At 61.0% G+C, this 15,315-nt stretch carries 17 protein-coding genes and 1 pseudogene; 5 read left to right on the top strand and 13 right to left on the bottom strand.

Annotation, left to right across the window (positions count from 1 at the left end):
* Positions 1 to 33: 33 nt before the first annotated feature.
* From Electrica_RS25915 to Electrica_RS25895, 5 genes are all read right to left on the bottom strand, one after another.
* Positions 34 to 1,002, bottom strand: coding sequence for a magnesium and cobalt transport protein CorA (locus Electrica_RS25915; protein WP_045269763.1), 969 nt, complete (start codon positions 1,000 to 1,002; stop codon positions 34 to 36).
* Positions 999 to 1,703: a glutathione S-transferase N-terminal domain-containing protein gene (locus tag Electrica_RS25910; RefSeq protein ID WP_004099038.1), complete on the bottom strand. Its 705-nt coding sequence runs from the start codon at positions 1,701 to 1,703 to the stop codon at positions 999 to 1,001. Before Electrica_RS25910 ends, Electrica_RS25915 begins: the two co-directional genes overlap by 4 nt.
* Before the next feature lie 132 nt (positions 1,704 to 1,835).
* Positions 1,836 to 2,375, bottom strand: a complete 540-nt coding sequence (msrA, locus tag Electrica_RS25905; protein WP_004099036.1) for a peptide-methionine (S)-S-oxide reductase MsrA — start codon at positions 2,373 to 2,375, stop codon at positions 1,836 to 1,838.
* 1 nt (position 2,376) lies between these two features.
* Positions 2,377 to 2,820 carry a peptide-methionine (R)-S-oxide reductase MsrB gene (msrB, locus tag Electrica_RS25900; protein ID WP_004099035.1) on the bottom strand — a complete coding sequence of 148 codons (444 nt, stop codon included), beginning with the start codon at positions 2,818 to 2,820 and terminating at the stop codon, positions 2,377 to 2,379.
* Positions 2,821 to 2,965: 145 nt separating this feature from the next.
* Entirely contained in the window at positions 2,966 to 3,841 is an 876-nt protein-coding gene (locus tag Electrica_RS25895; RefSeq protein ID WP_011191349.1) for a LysR family transcriptional regulator, read from the bottom strand.
* Positions 3,842 to 4,069: 228 nt separating this feature from the next.
* On the opposite strand from Electrica_RS25895, the gene Electrica_RS25890 reads away from it, so the two are divergent.
* From Electrica_RS25890 to Electrica_RS25880, 3 genes are all read left to right on the top strand, one after another.
* On the top strand, positions 4,070 to 5,302 hold the full coding sequence (locus tag Electrica_RS25890) for a bifunctional alpha/beta hydrolase/OsmC family protein (RefSeq protein WP_045269764.1): 1,233 nt from the start codon (positions 4,070 to 4,072) through the stop codon (positions 5,300 to 5,302).
* A 107-nt stretch (positions 5,303 to 5,409) separates the two neighbouring features.
* Complete coding sequence (gene msrA, locus Electrica_RS25885; RefSeq protein ID WP_045269765.1) at positions 5,410 to 5,898, top strand: peptide-methionine (S)-S-oxide reductase MsrA; 489 nt, start codon at positions 5,410 to 5,412, stop codon at positions 5,896 to 5,898.
* Positions 5,898 to 6,923, top strand: a complete 1,026-nt coding sequence (locus Electrica_RS25880) for a zinc-binding alcohol dehydrogenase family protein (RefSeq protein ID WP_004357654.1) — start codon at positions 5,898 to 5,900, stop codon at positions 6,921 to 6,923. Before msrA (Electrica_RS25885) ends, Electrica_RS25880 begins: the two co-directional genes overlap by 1 nt.
* A gap of 396 nt (positions 6,924 to 7,319) precedes the next feature.
* Here Electrica_RS25880 and Electrica_RS25875 read toward each other — a convergent pair whose 3' ends face one another.
* Both Electrica_RS25875 and Electrica_RS25865 read right to left on the bottom strand, forming a co-directional pair.
* Complete coding sequence (locus Electrica_RS25875; RefSeq protein ID WP_004099028.1) at positions 7,320 to 7,814, bottom strand: MarR family winged helix-turn-helix transcriptional regulator; 495 nt, start codon at positions 7,812 to 7,814, stop codon at positions 7,320 to 7,322.
* Between the two features lie 557 nt (positions 7,815 to 8,371).
* Positions 8,372 to 8,860: a YkgB family protein gene (locus Electrica_RS25865; RefSeq protein WP_004099027.1), complete on the bottom strand. Its 489-nt coding sequence runs from the start codon at positions 8,858 to 8,860 to the stop codon at positions 8,372 to 8,374.
* 297 nt (positions 8,861 to 9,157) lie between these two features.
* Here Electrica_RS25865 and Electrica_RS25860 point away from each other — a divergent pair, with 297 nt between their 5' ends.
* The gene (locus Electrica_RS25860) at positions 9,158 to 9,517 is read left to right on the top strand and encodes a DUF6314 family protein (RefSeq protein WP_166479491.1); all 360 of its coding nucleotides are present in this window, start codon (positions 9,158 to 9,160) and stop codon (positions 9,515 to 9,517) included.
* Between the two features lie 38 nt (positions 9,518 to 9,555).
* On the opposite strand, the gene Electrica_RS25855 is transcribed toward Electrica_RS25860, so the two are convergent.
* Both Electrica_RS25855 and Electrica_RS25850 read right to left on the bottom strand, forming a co-directional pair.
* Positions 9,556 to 10,515 (bottom strand): YeeE/YedE thiosulfate transporter family protein, encoded by a 960-nt coding sequence (locus tag Electrica_RS25855; protein ID WP_004099025.1) that lies wholly within the window; start codon positions 10,513 to 10,515, stop codon positions 9,556 to 9,558.
* A 26-nt stretch (positions 10,516 to 10,541) separates the two neighbouring features.
* Positions 10,542 to 10,964: a MarR family winged helix-turn-helix transcriptional regulator gene (locus tag Electrica_RS25850; RefSeq protein WP_223296479.1), complete on the bottom strand. Its 423-nt coding sequence runs from the start codon at positions 10,962 to 10,964 to the stop codon at positions 10,542 to 10,544.
* Between the two features lie 367 nt (positions 10,965 to 11,331).
* Here Electrica_RS25850 and Electrica_RS25845 point away from each other — a divergent pair, with 367 nt between their 5' ends.
* Positions 11,332 to 12,228, top strand: coding sequence for a LysR family transcriptional regulator (locus Electrica_RS25845; RefSeq protein WP_011191354.1), 897 nt, complete (start codon positions 11,332 to 11,334; stop codon positions 12,226 to 12,228).
* Here Electrica_RS25845 and Electrica_RS25840 read toward each other — a convergent pair.
* The 4 genes and pseudogenes from Electrica_RS25840 to trbF form a co-directional block, all read right to left on the bottom strand.
* Positions 12,225 to 12,461: a DUF2274 domain-containing protein gene (locus tag Electrica_RS25840; RefSeq protein WP_026227538.1), complete on the bottom strand. Its 237-nt coding sequence runs from the start codon at positions 12,459 to 12,461 to the stop codon at positions 12,225 to 12,227. The two genes, Electrica_RS25845 and Electrica_RS25840, sit on opposite strands and share 4 nt — an antisense overlap.
* A 2-nt stretch (positions 12,462 to 12,463) precedes the next feature.
* A complete protein-coding gene (locus Electrica_RS25835; protein ID WP_011191355.1) occupies positions 12,464 to 13,684 on the bottom strand; it encodes a TrbI/VirB10 family protein in 1,221 nt (406 codons plus the stop codon).
* Positions 13,681 to 14,730 carry a P-type conjugative transfer protein TrbG gene (gene trbG / locus Electrica_RS25830; RefSeq protein ID WP_011191356.1) on the bottom strand — a complete coding sequence of 350 codons (1,050 nt, stop codon included), beginning with the start codon at positions 14,728 to 14,730 and terminating at the stop codon, positions 13,681 to 13,683. The genes Electrica_RS25835 and trbG overlap by 4 nt, the downstream gene beginning before the upstream one ends.
* A pseudogene (gene trbF, locus Electrica_RS25825) lies at positions 14,727 to 15,047 on the bottom strand (conjugal transfer protein TrbF); the annotation flags it as partial. The pseudogene trbF and the gene trbG, both read right to left, overlap by 4 nt.
* Between the last annotated feature and the right edge of the window lie 268 nt (positions 15,048 to 15,315).

The following is a 15,315-nucleotide window of genomic DNA, read 5'->3' as shown; positions in this document are numbered from 1 at the left end:
CCCGCGGACGGAGAAGCTCGCGAAGTGCGTTACTCATAGCCACTTGGCCTTCTTGAAGCGCATGAACAGGAGAAGGCAGAACACCGCTATCACTCCGAGCACGACGAAGTAGCCATATGGCGTGTCCAGTTCCGGCATGTGCTTGAAGTTCATGCCATATATTCCGGCGATCGCCGTCGGGACCGTCAAGATCGCCGCCCAGGCCGCGAGCTGGCGAGTGACCACACCGATCCTTTGCGCTTCCAGAAGGCTGCTGGCCTCGAAGACCGTGGACAGGACAAGCAGGAGGCCGTCGACCATGGACTGCACGCGGTGGACATGGTCCGCGACGTCGTGGAAATATGGTGTCATTTCGGCGCTGATGCAGGGAAAGTGGCCGCGAACGAGCTTTCGCACCAGCTCGGCCATAGCCCCGAGCGTGCGCTGGAACCGCGTGAGTTCGGACCTTAGTTCGAAGATTCGCGCCACCTCTTCTGGCCCGAGGAAATCGTGCAGCGACCGTCGCTCCATCGCCAGGACGTCGTCCTCGATCATTTCGAAGATGGGCAGATACTGGTCGACCACTCGGTGCAAGATCGCGTGCAGCACATAGTCGACACCCTTGCCGAACTGCGTCGGCGATGCCTCGAGTTGCTCCCGAAGTTTGCCCAGCGCTCCGGCATTGCCGTGCCGCACGGTGATAAGGTGATTGTGACCGGTGAAGATCGCCATCTTGCCGTAGCTGATCCGGTCGCCGACCAGCTCGGCGGTCTGGGCGACGACGTACAACTCATTGTTGTAGACCTCGAGCTTGGGCGGGCACAGCGGGTGCATGGCGTTGTCGATCGCCAAAGGATGGAGGTTATACGTCGTCTGGATCGCGCTGAGTTCGTCTGCGGTGGGCTCGCTAAGCGCGATCCAGCAGAAGCCCGAGCGATTCTCGTTTAGTTCGACGTGCTCATCGAGCCTGATTTCACGGACTCGCTTACCTTCGTTGTAATAATATGCGGCGATAATGGTCATGCAGGCCTCGCAGGAATTCGCAGGCCACGCTGTACAGCCGGTCGCGCCAGCCCGCGTTCGAGCCATGCCTGCACGTTCGAATAGCTGCTTAGGCCGAGGATGTCGCCCGCTGCGTAGAATTCGACCAGCGCATTCACCCAGCCAAACGTCGCAATGTCCGCGATCGAGTAATCATCGACAATCCATTCGCGGCCCTCCAGCCGGTGATCCAGGACCCCGAGAAGACGCCTGGATTCATCAACAAAGCGCTGCCGAGGTCGCTTGTCCTCATAGTCCTTGCCGGCAAATCGCAGGAAAAAGCCTAGCTGTCCGAAGGTCGGCCCAACGCCCGACACCTGAAAGAACACCCAGGCCAGAGTCTCGTACCGCTGGGCGGGTGTTGTTGAGATGAGCTGCCCCGTCTTGTCGGCCAGATAGATGAGGATCGCACCGGTTTCCCATATGCCAATGGGCTGGCCGTCAGGGCCAGCCGGATCGATGATCGCGGGTATGCGGCCGTTGGGATTCAACGACACGAACGCTGGATCCTTCGACTCGTTGTTCGAGATGTCGACGAAGTGGGGCTCATACGGCAGGCCAGTCTCCTCCAGCATCATCGAGACCTTGACGCCGTTGGGCGTGGGGGCCGCGTATAGTTGCAAGCGATCCGGATAAGATGCTGGCCAGCGCTGCGTGATGGGAAAGGAGGAGAGGTCTGTCATATCTGGATCCTGGCACTGCGACGGCGGCTGAATGGAATGATCTGCTTCAAGGCCGGGTTCGACGACCGCGTCGATTGACGCGGTCGTCGGAGGTTGCGAACCGGATCGGCGCGGCACTAACGGCAGCGAAGCCTATTCCGCTGCAGCCCCGGCCGCAGGGCTCACATCGCCGGCCTCATGCCGCTTTGGAAGAACCCAGTCGGGACGGACGAAGTGGCAGGTGTAGCCGCCCGGCCGCTTCTCCAGATAATCCTGGTGATCGGGCTCGGCCTCCCAGAACTCGCCGACCGGCTGGACCTCGGTCACCACTTTGCCATCCCACAGCCCCGAGGCATCCACATCGGCGATCGTATCCTCGGCGACGCGCTTCTGCTCCTCGTCGACATAATAGATGCCCGACCGGTAGGAGAGCCCACGATCATTGCCCTGGCGGTTCAGCGTCGTCGGATCGTGGATCTGGAAGAAGAATTCCAGGATGTGCCGGTAGCTCGTCACTGTCGGGTCGAAGACAATCTCGATCCCCTCGGCATGCGTGCCGTGATTACGATACGTGGCGTTCGGAATATCGCCGCCCGTGTAACCCACACGGGTCGAGATGATGCCGGGCCGCTTGCGGATCAGATCCTGCATGCCCCAGAAACATCCTCCTGCGAGAACAGCGCGCTGATGCATGTTAAGCCTCCTCTACTTGATCGAGATATTCACCGTATCCCTCGGACTCCATCTCGTCGCGCGGGATGAAGCGAAGGGACGCAGAGTTGATGCAGTAGCGCAGACCGCCGCGGTCGGAAGGACCGTCCGGGAAAACGTGGCCCAGATGGCTGTCGGCGTGTACCGACCTGACCTCCGTCCGGACCATGCCGTGTGCACTGTCCCGCACCTCGTTCACGTTTGCCGGAACGATCGGCTTGGTGAAGCTGGGCCAGCCAGTACCCGAATCGAACTTGTCCGTTGAAGCGAACAGCGGCTCTCCCGACACTATGTCGACGTAGATGCCAGGCTCCTTGTTGTCGTTGTGCTCACCCGTGAAGGGCCTTTCGGTCCCCGAATCCTGGGTAATCCGGCGTTGCTCGGGGGTCAGGCGGTCAACTGCTGCCTGTGACTTCTCAAACTTCATGATAGTCTCCAATAATTAATCTAGAGAGCTCGACACACTGTCATTTATCTTTGCAGTCATTGCGCCGACTATAGCATGCGCCCCAGATTTATCCAATACGCTGCGCGTATAGTTTCCATAGCGCCGAAGCTCTTCACGTCGTGATTCAGTTCCACTCATACCGGGCTGCCAGCTGCGCGATGTTCCGTATCTCGACCGTTGCCGTGGAGCCGGATACTGTCGCGATCACGACTTCGCGCTCCAAGACAAATCCGTCGATCGGCCGAGTGACGAGGCCTTGCACGGTCGGCGATCGTTCCGGAAGAATGCATATGGCGTGGCCGTCAGCGACGACCCGTTGCACCCAGTCCTCGCGATCTGATCGAAAGCGAGGTCGCATGAGCAAGTCCCGTCGCGCGAAGTGATCGAGGATCCGATCGCGAAACTCGCATTTCAGGCGATCGACGAAAGGAAACTCGAGCAGGTCTTCGCCGCGCACGATCTCGTTGGCAGCCAAGGGATGGTTTGCAGAACAGCCGAGCACGAAGCGCTCCCGAAATAGAGGATGCACATCCAGCTTGCGTTCCGGTCTTGTTTCACGCGGCATGATGCACGCGTGGTATTTTCCTGAAAGCACCTCCGATGTGTCCTCGTTCGACTGGAGCGAGTGCAGCTTGATTTCGATGGATGGCATCTCCGCCAATGCGCTCTCGAAGAATGCCGTAAATTCCTTTGGTCCGACGGTGGGCGCGACGGCGACATCCAGCACGCGGTGCCCCCCCATCGCCCAGTGCTCCGAGTGATTGCGAACGCTCTTCATCGCGACCACCATGCGCCGGAATTCTGCCTCGACGTCATGGCCAAGGCCAGTCAGGCGGCTGTTCTTCCCGTCGCGATAGATCAGCGGCCCGCCAAGCTCATCTTCCAAGCGGCGGATCGCGCGGGTCAGACTTGGCTGTGACACACCGCTCAAGCGAGCGGCCGCTGTGAAATTCAGCGTCTCGGCCAAGTTGATGAAATAGCTGACTTGATTGAGTTCCATAGTCCTTTGGCCCACGCGCCTGACTGATACCTCTTCCGTGAGACCGCCTTTGGAACGCAGGTCGCAGAAGTATGCTTGGCGCATATAATCATGATATAGGGGCTTGTCTATATGCGCCAGACATATAAATGATAGCCTGAGATGACGATTACCGGTTGGCGGTGCGCTCCGCTCAGCTCCGTCGAAGGTTCTGAGAGCGCAACCGCCAAGCCGCGTGCTGGAGGTTTGATGGACATGGCAGGAAGATCATTTACGTTTGTCAGTGGGGCTGGCTCTCCGCTGTCCGGGCACCTCGAACCGCCGGAAGGGACGCCGCGGGGCTGGGCGATCTTCGCCCACTGCTTCACGTGCGGGAAAGACAGTCGCGCCGCTGTTCACATCTCGCGCGCGCTGTCGCGTGCGGGCATCGGGGTCTTGAGGTTCGATTTCGCCGGGACCGGGATCGGCGGTGGGACGGGAGAACCTGTGAACTTCGCGTCGGACGTCGAGGACCTTCGGGCCGCCGCAAATGCGATGGCGGCGGCGGGCATGTCACCGTCCCTCCTCGTCGGGCACAGCCTGGGTGGCACCGCTGCGATCGTAGCCGCCGCCGACATGCCTGATATTGCGGCGGTAGCGACGATTGGTGCGCCGGCCGACCTTCAGCATATCTTGCGCCTCTTCGGACCGAATGATCTGGACACCATCGCGAGCGAGGGCGAGGCCTCGGTGGAGATTGCCGGTAGGCCCTTCCTCATTCGCCGAGGGTTCCTTGAGGCGGTTGAGGGGATCGACGTCGAGAAGGCCATTGCCTCCCTGCGACGGCCGGTGCTGGTCATGCACTCTCCGCTGGATCAGGTGGTCGGCATCGACCACGCGTCGCGCATCTTCGTCGCGTCCAGGCACCCTAAAAGCTTCATCTCGCTCGACAACGCGGATCACCTTCTCACCGACGTCGCGGACGCGAACTACGCCGCGGCCATGGTGGCGGTTTGGGCGAGCCGCTTTCTCCCACCACTCAGCGCGGATCTTCCGCAGATCGAGGTTGCGGAGGGCGTCGTCGCCACCGAAACTCTTGCAGGGACGTTCCAGCTCAAGGTCCGCAGCGGCGAGCACACTCTGTTCGCCGACGAGCCAGCATCGGTCGGTGGCCTCGGGACCGGACTATCTCCCTACGAACTCGTATCTGCCGGCCTCGCAGCCTGCACGGTGATGACGATGCGTCTCTATGCGAACCGCAAGGGCTTTCCGCTCGAACGGGCGAGCACGACCGTGCAGCACGAGAAGGTGCCGGACATGATGCCACCCGACCGGTTCACCCGCACCATTGTCCTCGATGGGCCGCTGAGTGATGATCAGCGCGCTCGGATCCTCGCGATCGCTGATCGGTGTCCCGTCGATCTGAGTCTCATCCGGGGTTCGGACGTGCAGACCGAGCTCTTGAGCGCCAGTCAGGCTGCGGATCCCGCGAGGCTGGCTTGACCGTGGCGCACACGGAGGAGGGCGAACGGACTGTGAGCCAATCGCCTACCGGCAATAGGGCGGCCGCGACAGAGCGAGCAATTCTCGCAGGCGGCTGCTTCTGGGGCATGGAGGATTTGCTGCGCCGAGCCAGGGGAGTCATTTCGACGCGTGTCGGTTACACAGGCGGAGAAATGCCTGATCCGACCTACGCGAGACATTACGGCCATGCGGAAGCAGTGGAAGTGACCTTCGACCCTTCCGTTCTCGCCTATCGCTCGCTCTTGGAACTCTTCTTCCAGATACATGACCCCACGACCTACGAGCAACAAGGCAGCGATGTCGGTCCGAGCTATCGATCGGCGATTTTCTACACCACCGAAGTGCAGAAGGAAGTCGCCCTCACAACCATCGCGGAAATCGAGGCATCAGGAAGCTGGCCTGGCCCGGTCGTGTCGGAGATCAACCCAGAAGAACCCTTTTGGGAGGCGGAGCCAGAGCACCAAGAATACCTGGTGCGCTATCCTGGGGGCTATAGCTGCCACTTCGTGCGCCCGACCTGGCGGTTGGACCGCTCAGACGAACGCCCAGCTGTAATACTTGACAGAAAGAGTTGATGATGACCGAAACCGTGACTAATCAGGCCGCCTGGCAGAAAGCGCCGGGGCAGCCACTGAGGATCGGTGTCACCGCTCTGCCGCATCTGGCGGCGAACGAGATATTGATCCGCAACGCGGCCATCGCGATCAACCCACTCGACTGGATTCTGCAGGACGTCGCGCTTTTGCCATGGCTCGACTATCCCGCGATTCTCGGCAGCGACGTCTCCGGTGAGGTCGCGGCGGTCGGTGGCGCGGTCGAGCGGTTCAAGGTCGGCGATCGAGTCATCGGACAGGCGGTCGGGACAACCGTAAATCAACCTGCGCAGGGTGCGTTCCAGCACCACACGATCGTGCTGGACCACATGGCGGCGCCGATCCCCAACAACATTGCCTTCGCTGATGCGGCAGTCCTCCCGCTTGGCCTTGGCACCGCCGCAAGCGGGCTCTACGGACGGACACAGTTGGCTCTCGCGCCACCGTTACACTCGCCGACCGCGCGTCCAGAGGTCGTTCTGGTCTGGGGTGGATCGTCGAGCGTTGGCTGCAACGCCATCCAGCTCGCGGTGGCGTCGGGCTACAGGTGCGTCGCCACCGCTTCGGCGCGCAACGTCGGCCTGTTGAAGGAGCTGGGTGCAAGCGAGGTTCTTGACCACTCGAGTCCAGCCATCGTGGAAGACGTGATTGAGGCAATGCGCGGGCGCAGTCTCGCTGGAACGCTTCACGCGACCGGTCACATGAAAGACTGTTTTGCCGTAGTTGCGAGATGCGAGGGCTCGCGCCGGGTGGCAGCGACGCTGGCCCCGCCCGACGAGCGTTCATTTGGAGTCGAGGCGACGCACATCTCCGGGACGAGCCTCAAGGATGACGAGGTTGGTCCAATGATCTACCGCGAATTCCTGCCGCAGGCTCTCGCGGCGCGCACGTTCGTCCCCGCCCCTCCGGCGAAGATCGTGGGCCAGGGCCTTGAAATGCTCCAGGCTGCCTTGGAAGCCCTGAAGGCGGGTGTATCCGCAGCGAAAATCGTCGTTACCCTGCCTTGAGTGACCAGCCAGGCGGTTTTTCGCGTTCGCAGTCTGAGGTGGCCCGCACTTTGCCGATTGGGAAGCTCTACCGGGAAAACGCGTGTGGGACGCGCGCTGCGCTCCTGCCGGAGCATGCGTTCCCGAAACCTGTTCCCGACTGCTTTTCCCCGAAACTACCTATCGGACATAGAGAAATGGGAATGCAGCGAGTGGTTTGAACGGCCGCTTCCGAAACCGCGTTCCGATCAATTGAGCGGCTAAAAGTGGGGCGATCACCGACATATTAGAATGAGACCGCCATGCCCGATCGGCCGGCTTGACGCGTAGCCAAAAGAATGCGGCTGATGGTAGGCTCGCTGACATTATGAAGCCCCGCCATCTGAGCAGCGTTGAGCTGCCGCAATTGCGAGTCTCCTACGCGTCGTCGTTCTTCTCGCGGTCCACACCTCGCTCATGCAATTCGGCATCGACGGGGCAGTTCGTGCAGCCCTCGTAGCAGCACAAGCGGCAGATGCGGTATGACTGCTCGAGGTTTTCCAAGCGATTTCGGAGAACGCGTTCAGCGATGTCCGATAAGGTTTTCAGTTCGTCTGGATTAAGGATCGATAGCCCTTCGGCAATCACTTGATCGCGCGAGGCCAGGACCTCGTCGCTCGCGACCTTGCCAGTTGGAGTAAGATAGAGGGATCGCGCGCGCCCGTCTGTCGAATGCTCCCTACGCTCGATCAATCCCTCGCTTACCAATCTATCCACCAGGCGAACAGTTCCAGCATGTGAAAGGCCCACCCCGATCGCAAGCATACGGATCGAGAGCCCGGGCTTGTGCGCGAGCAACGCCAGCGCTGAGGCGGCGGGTCCAGCTTCCGGCGCCCGCGATGAACTAGCGCGAACGATGTCGTCGCTGATCATGAGTGCGAACGCCCCGAAAATGTTTCGATCTCGAGGTCCATCCATTGCCACATCTATATGTGCGCGGAGCATAGACAGCAAGCCATACCGTGGTCCTCTTCCTCCGCGCGGCTTGTGGAAAATGTCCTGTTTTAGAAGGGTTTCGGAGGATTTCGACTGATCGAGCGCGCCGAAAAAAACGGGTCCGGCTCGTTAAGGCCGCGGAACCGTTGATACCTGGCGGCTATAGGGCAAGCCTTTTCGCTCGGAATCGCCGTAGGTCGCGCCCGAGAATCACTCCGCGTCAGCGCTGTCATCCAGGCCGCGCAGGTGCAGATCAGCGAGACCTAGCTTGCCCCCGGCGTCGCACTTCCATCGTGTCACCGCGCGCGATCACGATTGTATCAATCCCATTGAGGAACAGTCCGTGCTCCACGACGTCGGGGATTGCGGCGAAACGGGCGAAGACCGCGTCGCCATGCAGCTGAGCGCCTCCGGGCTCGATATCGCGACGGAGCATCCATGCCCCGCGGAGGTTCTGCAGGATTTGCACGCCCGCCGTCACGAGAGGACCACAGTCACGAGAGCACAAGCGCCCCTCTGTGGCGGACCGAAGCACGCAGCAGCACGAGGGACGCCGCTAGCAGAACTGCGTCCTTCAGTAGAAACTGCCCTGGTGCAGCCGAAATCGCAGGAAAGCCGCCGGCAGTCTGCTCCGCGACACCTGGAGTGGTGATGAAAAAGGTCAGCGTGATCAGATAGGTCGCTGCTGACATTAGTGCGCCTAGCGCAGAGAAGAGTGGACGAAATGCACCAAGGATCAGAACGAGACCGGTCGATAACTCGATAACGCCGATGAAATAGCTTTGCCCCTGCGTCCCGAACATGCCGAGCCAATTCATGATCGGGCTGTGTTCGATAAACGGGGCGATACCATAGGCCTCGTACGCTGTGAACTTCATCGCGCCGAACCACAGAAATACGATCACGAGAGCCCATCTAAGCAGGCCAAGATCCCTCCGACCGTGCTCGGGGACAAGAAATTCATAACGGTCGAAAATGCTCATCTAAAATTCCTCAACAGTGGTCCCGTGGGAACGTCACGAACGTCGTCTACGTGCTTCGGGCAGGCGTTGCAGTATATGCGCGACGCATATACCATATACTAATAAGCGAGATATGTCGAGCGGCTGGCTCGCGCTTCGCTGCCTCACGAAGCCATCCTCATCGGCGATGCCTTTACCCAGCAAACGCGCGACCTTTGCGGGATTTTGACTTGATGGGGCTGGCGCTCCGGGTGGGCCTATAGCCCGTTGGCAAACGTCCAGCCTGTACGGATGGACGCGGCCCTGGACGAGATAACCATGCCCACCGAAATCGTAGCAGCGATCGGCGAAGGCGCGCTCGCTTATCGAGAGAGCGGCATTCTCTCACTGGCAGATGGCAGAGTATTCTCCGCGTGCCGGCAGTATCGCTATCGCTTGAGCGAGGACAGTGTTGTCGTCGAGTTCGCAGACGGACCTCATATCGGGACGCAGTTCCTCAGCTTGAGTTTCTCGCGGACGGATACCGGGTTGGAAGCGAGTGGCGTCTATGCCTGCGGAGACGACACCTACCATGCAACCTACAGGATTCTGGGGCCGGCGGCCTTTGAAGTGGTCATCATGGTCCAAGGGCCTGCAAAGGCATACGAGCTAGTCAGCCGATATTCCCGGTCGGGATAAATGCTCATGTCAGGAGGGCAAGTCCTCTGTTGCCCTTATCATGGCCGTGAAAGGCAGCGCCGGAATAACTTACCACGCGCTGCAAATCCGAAGACGATTGTCGTCGTCATCAGAAGGTAGGCGACTATCCCACCAGGTGAAAGAGTCGGAACCGCTGCGAGGATCAACCCATCATTCCCGCCGGGTATGAGCGCGATGCCGATACCCATCAATGTGCCGCCGACGACAGATCGCAGAATGCCATTGGCTGTCGGCAGTTGGAGACGCAGATTGCCTTGGCGAAAGGAGGCGGTTAGGGCGCCTGCGATCGAAGAGATCACCGCAGTGAGCGCGACCTCGCCGGCCGGGGACATTCTGAGAGGAAGGGCGCGTTGAATCACGTCTGCGAAGGTCCAGGCCGGCGAGAGTGCATATAGAAGTCCGCCAGTGATACCGAGTCCAATCATCGAAGCGCCGAACGACCAACCCGGCTTTGTTCGCAGAACGCTCTTCGTGGAAACGAAAACGAGTGCCAGCACGAGCACAACTAGGAAGGCTAGGAGAGTAACGAGGCCTGTTGCGCTCGGTTTGGAGATTAAGCTTGGCCATGTTGAATCGTAGCCGAACCTGCCATGGTCGGCAGCCAAGATACCAATCGTTAATCCCAAGGGTAGAGCTAGAAGTCGCATCTCCCCATCCCCAAGCCGCGCCAGCGATCCGAGCAGGCATGTGTCATTAATGAGTGCGCCGAGGCCGAAGGCGATGGCGCCGATGAGCAGGAGGAAATTGATGCTGGTCGAGGGTGCGAGTGTTGCGCCCAGTGTTCCCGTCCAGACTATCGGGACCGCAACCAGGCCTGCCGCTGCCGACGCTGCGAGAAATCCGACGAACATTTTCGGCGGCTGTCTTCTGTGTAACTCATGAGCGGCCACCACTAAACAGGTTCCGCCTTGGTTCGCCGCATATCCGAACCCGAAGGCAAGTACGCATAGAAGAAGTTCGAGCGCAAACGATCCCATTATTTCAAGCCTGCCTGATCATATCGTCAGCCTTCTGATGCGACGTTCCAGCGTGGCGAGCGCCCCGGCTTAGCTTTACCACGGGAAGGCGCGATCCTGCTGTAGCCGCACAGATGGCAAAGGCTGACCGAGCCATCTTTGTCGAAGCCGTTTGCCACAAGGAGCCGCTCCGACAGCATGCCTAGAATGTCGAGGTCATTGGGCGACAGGGGCGAAATACATTCGGAGATCACCTGCTCCCGTGCCTTGAGCAAGGCGTCCGTTATCTTCTTCCCCGAATTGGTGAGGTGAATGAAGCGCGCCCGCCTGTCGGTGATTTGTCTTCGTCGTTCCACCAACTGTTCGCGCTCGAGCCTATCGATCAATCGCACCGTCCCGGCATGAGAAAGCCCGATCGAGGTAGCCAAAACGCTGATCGGCAGTCCGGGCTCCATGCTGAGTAACACCATCACGGCGGTCCCCGGGCCGCTTGGTGAAAACGAGGCCGAGACACTGGCGATGCTGTCTGCAACGGCCAACGCGAGTGCACCTAAATGGTACTTGGCGACCTCAGGCTCCATACCGCAAGAATATATGCTTCGCGCATAGACTTCAAGCGTGTGAAAATGTATGACCGCCGCATGCATCTATGACAGATTCGGACATGGTCATGCTCATTGAGGGGCTCAGCTCGGATTCCACATCTGAGATCAACGGACGTGCTCGTTCCCCAGGCGCTAGCGGGGGTGGGCTCGATGAAAGTGGACGTGCATGGGTGCCGCTCACCGGGCGCAGGCGGTTCGCCGATGAGACCGCCGGTATGATCGGACGGGTCTCATGCCCGACCTGACTCTTGATCTCCGATACCTGAAGTACGCCGTTCAGGTCGCCGAGGCCGGCAGCTTCCGCCGAGCGGCGGAGCGCCTATCGATATCGCAATCCACCGTCAGCCGACGTGTGCAGCTGTTTGAGCGCCAACTTGGCTTTTCTCTCTTCAAGCGTACGCGAGCGGGGGCAGGGCTGACTCCAGAAGGTGAGCGCTTCCTTCAACAAGCGGTGGTGGGAGCGCGCTACCTTCGTAACGCCGCAACGGAGATCCGCTCCGCGCGGAAACTCAAGACCGGGCTCGTGAGGTTTGGAATGCTTGAAGCGTTCCCGGCGTGCCCGATCATCAACATTCTCTCGGCATTCAGAAATAGACATCCGACGATCGAGGTAAAGCTTGAGGAAGGCACTTCAGAAGAAAACACTTTGGGGGTGAAGCGCGGATTACTGGACGCAGCAATCAGCCTGAGTGCGAGCAAGAGCCCTCAGTTCCAAGTTCGACGTCTCTGCGAACCAGATCTGTTCGTGGCATTGTCCCCGCTTCACGAGTTGGCAGCACGGCCACAGCTGTCGTGGGAGGACGTTTGTGACGAAGTCTTCCTCGTTCGCTCGGATGGCGCTGGGCGTGAGCTCGCTGGCATACTCCGGCGCATGGTGGGCGCCGGAGACGGAGCGGTTCAACTCTCGATCCAACAAGTCAGCCGAGAAACCCTGCTGACGATGGTCGAACAGGGCTTCGGCTTGACCATCACCAGCGTGATCTACCGGCCGGATATCGCGTTGATCCCGCTCCCATCGGCGCGGGCGCCGACGGCCGCTATAATTTCTTCCAGTGACAACGACAACCCGACTCTGCCGCTGCTGCTGAAGTGTTTCGACACCCCCTCTAGAGCGGGGACCACGGATTAATCGGCGCTCCCCGGCGTCAACGTTCGCCTGGCTTTGGCGAAGCCACGGTCTGTCGCGATGAACCGTTGTAACATCGGGACGATTAACCGAGCTGGGTCAACAGCGGACTGACCTTGCTCTCGGCCCAATAGGTGGGCGTAGTCAACAAGGTCCTGGTGGAGAGCTGCAGGTAGCTCGACCTGTACCTTAAGCGGCTTGTCGTCCGCGATGGGGCCTAGCTTAAGCTTCGACATCATCACCCTCCATATGGCTCCAGTACCAAGTCTCGCGTCACGAGAACGCGCACGGGAAATCCGGGCCGAATAGTGATCGTGGGCGCGACGTTGAGCTGACGCCTCACAATCTGCTGCCCTGCGTCGTTGATGGTGTCCTGCCCACCGTTCCGGATCGCCTGAACGAGCTGATCGTCGTTGTCGACCGCGAGTTCGGCGCCGACGCTCAGCAGTGTCGACAATCCCGCAGCCTTGGCCAGATCCCACCAATGGTAATCGACGCCATCCTGCAGCCCGGCGAACCCTTCAGCGTCAGCACCAGGCTGGCGCTCGAGAACGATCGAGCGCCCGTTCGGGAAGACGAGCCGAGTCCAGACGAGCAGGACTCGGCTCTGGCCGAACTGCACGTTGTTGTCGTACTGCCCGACCACACGAGTGCCTTGCGGCACAAGCAAGATACGGCCGGTTGGGCTGTCGTAGATGTTTTCGGTGACCTGCGCGGTGATCTGGCCGGGTAGATCGGATCGGATGCCGGTGATCAGCGCCGCGGATATCACTGCTCCCGCCTGAAGGACGTTCGGCGATACTGGCGCAGCGACGCGATCGGGCGCAACCGTCCTGCGATCGGCCGCGGCGTTCAGAAACGCGTTCTGCCGGTCCTGCGCCGAGGGCGTGGCGGGCGGCGGAGCGAGGCCAATGCTCGCCAAATCCGGCACCGGCGCGAGCGCTGGGGCAGCTCCCGCAGCAGCGGGTGTGCCCCGGCTTTCCGATCCGGAGAAGAGACGGCTGGTGCGCGCGGTCTCGATTTCCTGAAGGCGGCGCTGCTCTTCCGGGCTGATGCCGGGATTGGGCGTGGCCGTCCCGGGTGTGGGCACCGGCTGTCCGCGATCCTGGGTACTAAGGATCGGCCGGCCGAGGTCACCGGGAAGAGGGGGACCGAGCTGTGGCACGCCACTGTAATCTCGCGGCAGGCCGGCCAGTCCGTCAGCGGTCGAGCGGTTCTCGGTCGAATAGAGTTCGTCGTTCGGCCGACCGGCGTCGCGGGTCTGAAGCGCGTAGATCAGCGCACCTCCGAGCCCGACGCTGGCGACAAGACCGAGGCCGGCGAGAACCTTCCGCGACAACCGGGTGACGCGGGGCGGTTCGGCCCGCAGCCGCATCGGCGCAGGCCCGACCGGCTCGCCGGTCAGGGGCTGCGCATCGTCGTCCGGCACTTCCTCAATCCGGGGCGGGTTCTCGCTCACGAGGTCGGCCTCCCGTCTGTGCGGACGATCCTGACGCGCTTCTGCTCGCGGCCGGAGCCGAAGCGAAGTTCGGCAGCCGCGAACAGACGATCAACGATCATGTGGTGGCCGCGAACGCGATAGTTCACGAGCTCAGAGGTGTTGCCCTCGGGGCCGACGACGAAGAGTGGCGGCATCTCGCCCTGACCGATGCCGCGCGGAAACTCGATAAAGACCTGGCGTCCGTCGTCGAAGGCGCGCAGCGGCCGCCACGGCGCACGGTCGCCCTCGATCGCATAGCGGAAGTTGACGTTCGCGAGATCGACGCCGCTCGCCACCGGCTGGGCCGCCTGCGCCTCGGCGTTCTGACGGCGCAGCGCAATGAGCTGGTCTTGCGGATACTGCCATGAGACCGACGCCATATAGGTGCGCTCTGTCGAGCGCAGCTCCATGTGATAGGTGCGCATGTTGGTGTTGATGACGAGGTTTGTCATCAGGTCGGCGCGGGTGGGCTTTACTAGGATGTGGATCTGGCGCGTTGCCCCCGATCCGCTCTCGGTGTCGCCGATGATCCAGCGCACTGTGTCGCCGGCGGCCACCGGGCCTGCGCCGACAAGCTGCTCCCCGGGTTGGAGCGCGATGTCGGTGATCTGCCCGACGGCGGTATAGACTTGATAAAGCGCCCCTTGAGTCCACGGGTAGACCTGCATCGAGTTAATGAAGCCGTCGCGCACCGGCTGGACTCGTGCCGCCTCGTTTGCCTGGTTGACGCGAGCGGTCGGATTAGAAGGCTCCGGGGCACGCCGCGTCTCCTCCACACGCTGCAATTGGCCAGGCAGCGGCAGCGGCCGGGGCAGCTCGACCACGGTGACCGGCGCGGGTGGATCGACGGTCTGCACCGCCGGAGCCGCATTGTCGTAGGAAATCTCCGGCGGCGGATTGGTGGTCGCGCAGCCCGCGAGCGCGGTCGCCGCTAGCAGAACGACCGGGAATGCGGCTCTACGGAGAGCCGGGAGTACGTGTGTGTGTGAAGCCGGGTTTCCGGCTTTACGGAAATACGGCTTCATTGCCCAAGCTCCCGTGACCAGTTGATGGCGTTGACGTAGATGCCGAGCGGGTTCGCCCTGAGCCGGTCGGCGTTTCGGGGGATCTGCACGACGATCGTCAGGATCGCGGTCCAGCGCGTGGTCTCGGCGAGCTGGCCATTTTCGTATCGGCGCTCGACCCAGGCGACGCGGAAGCTGTCCGGGGACGCGCGGATGACGCTGGAGACGTCGACAGCGACCTGCTGCCGGCCGACCCGTGTAAAGGGGTCGTTGGAGCGGGCGTAGTCATTGAGCGCCATGGCGCCGCGGTCAGTCGTGAAGTCGTAGGCGCGCAGCCAGGGGTCGTCTCAGAAAACGGAATCTATGGTCACTCCCGTTTTTGCAACACCGATTTTGACGACAAGTTGGCTTGCTTGAATCTATCCGGCGTCTGAATGGGATTTTATTCCCGCGCCTTGATGAGTTCCGCGCCTGATGAACCTCCAGAAAATATACGGCTTCAATGAGCCTTTCCGTTTTACAGGTTCCTCAACAGGCCGGTGGGCCGTTAGTATCATCAATATCAGTATTCGCAAAACCAGATCAGTAATTCTTTAAACCGGTGTA

Source organism: Klebsiella electrica (assembly GCF_006711645.1).
GTDB lineage: Bacteria > Pseudomonadota > Gammaproteobacteria > Enterobacterales > Enterobacteriaceae > Klebsiella > Klebsiella electrica.
This window is presented reverse-complemented; position numbering and strand designations above follow the sequence as displayed.

Bases quoted from the DNA above. Each gene is read 5' to 3' on its own strand.
- Electrica_RS25915 (WP_045269763.1), bottom strand. From the start codon at position 1,002: ATGACCATTATCGCCGCATATTATTACAACGAAGGTAAGCGAGTCCGT.
- Electrica_RS25910 (WP_004099038.1), bottom strand. From the start codon at position 1,703: ATGACAGACCTCTCCTCCTTTCCCATCACGCAGCGCTGGCCAGCATCT.
- msrA (WP_004099036.1), bottom strand. From the start codon at position 2,375: ATGCATCAGCGCGCTGTTCTCGCAGGAGGATGTTTCTGGGGCATGCAG.
- msrB (WP_004099035.1), bottom strand. From the start codon at position 2,820: ATGAAGTTTGAGAAGTCACAGGCAGCAGTTGACCGCCTGACCCCCGAG.
- Electrica_RS25895 (WP_011191349.1), bottom strand. From the start codon at position 3,841: ATGGAACTCAATCAAGTCAGCTATTTCATCAACTTGGCCGAGACGCTG.
- Electrica_RS25890 (WP_045269764.1), top strand. From the start codon at position 4,070: ATGGACATGGCAGGAAGATCATTTACGTTTGTCAGTGGGGCTGGCTCT.
- msrA (WP_045269765.1), top strand. From the start codon at position 5,410: ATGGAGGATTTGCTGCGCCGAGCCAGGGGAGTCATTTCGACGCGTGTC.
- Electrica_RS25880 (WP_004357654.1), top strand. From the start codon at position 5,898: ATGATGACCGAAACCGTGACTAATCAGGCCGCCTGGCAGAAAGCGCCG.
- Electrica_RS25875 (WP_004099028.1), bottom strand. From the start codon at position 7,814: ATGATCAGCGACGACATCGTTCGCGCTAGTTCATCGCGGGCGCCGGAA.
- Electrica_RS25865 (WP_004099027.1), bottom strand. From the start codon at position 8,860: ATGAGCATTTTCGACCGTTATGAATTTCTTGTCCCCGAGCACGGTCGG.
- Electrica_RS25860 (WP_166479491.1), top strand. From the start codon at position 9,158: ATGCCCACCGAAATCGTAGCAGCGATCGGCGAAGGCGCGCTCGCTTAT.
- Electrica_RS25855 (WP_004099025.1), bottom strand. From the start codon at position 10,515: ATGGGATCGTTTGCGCTCGAACTTCTTCTATGCGTACTTGCCTTCGGG.
- Electrica_RS25850 (WP_223296479.1), bottom strand. From the start codon at position 10,964: ATGGTGTTACTCAGCATGGAGCCCGGACTGCCGATCAGCGTTTTGGCT.
- Electrica_RS25845 (WP_011191354.1), top strand. From the start codon at position 11,332: ATGCCCGACCTGACTCTTGATCTCCGATACCTGAAGTACGCCGTTCAG.
- Electrica_RS25840 (WP_026227538.1), bottom strand. From the start codon at position 12,461: ATGTCGAAGCTTAAGCTAGGCCCCATCGCGGACGACAAGCCGCTTAAG.
- trbG (WP_011191356.1), bottom strand. From the start codon at position 14,730: ATGAAGCCGTATTTCCGTAAAGCCGGAAACCCGGCTTCACACACACAC.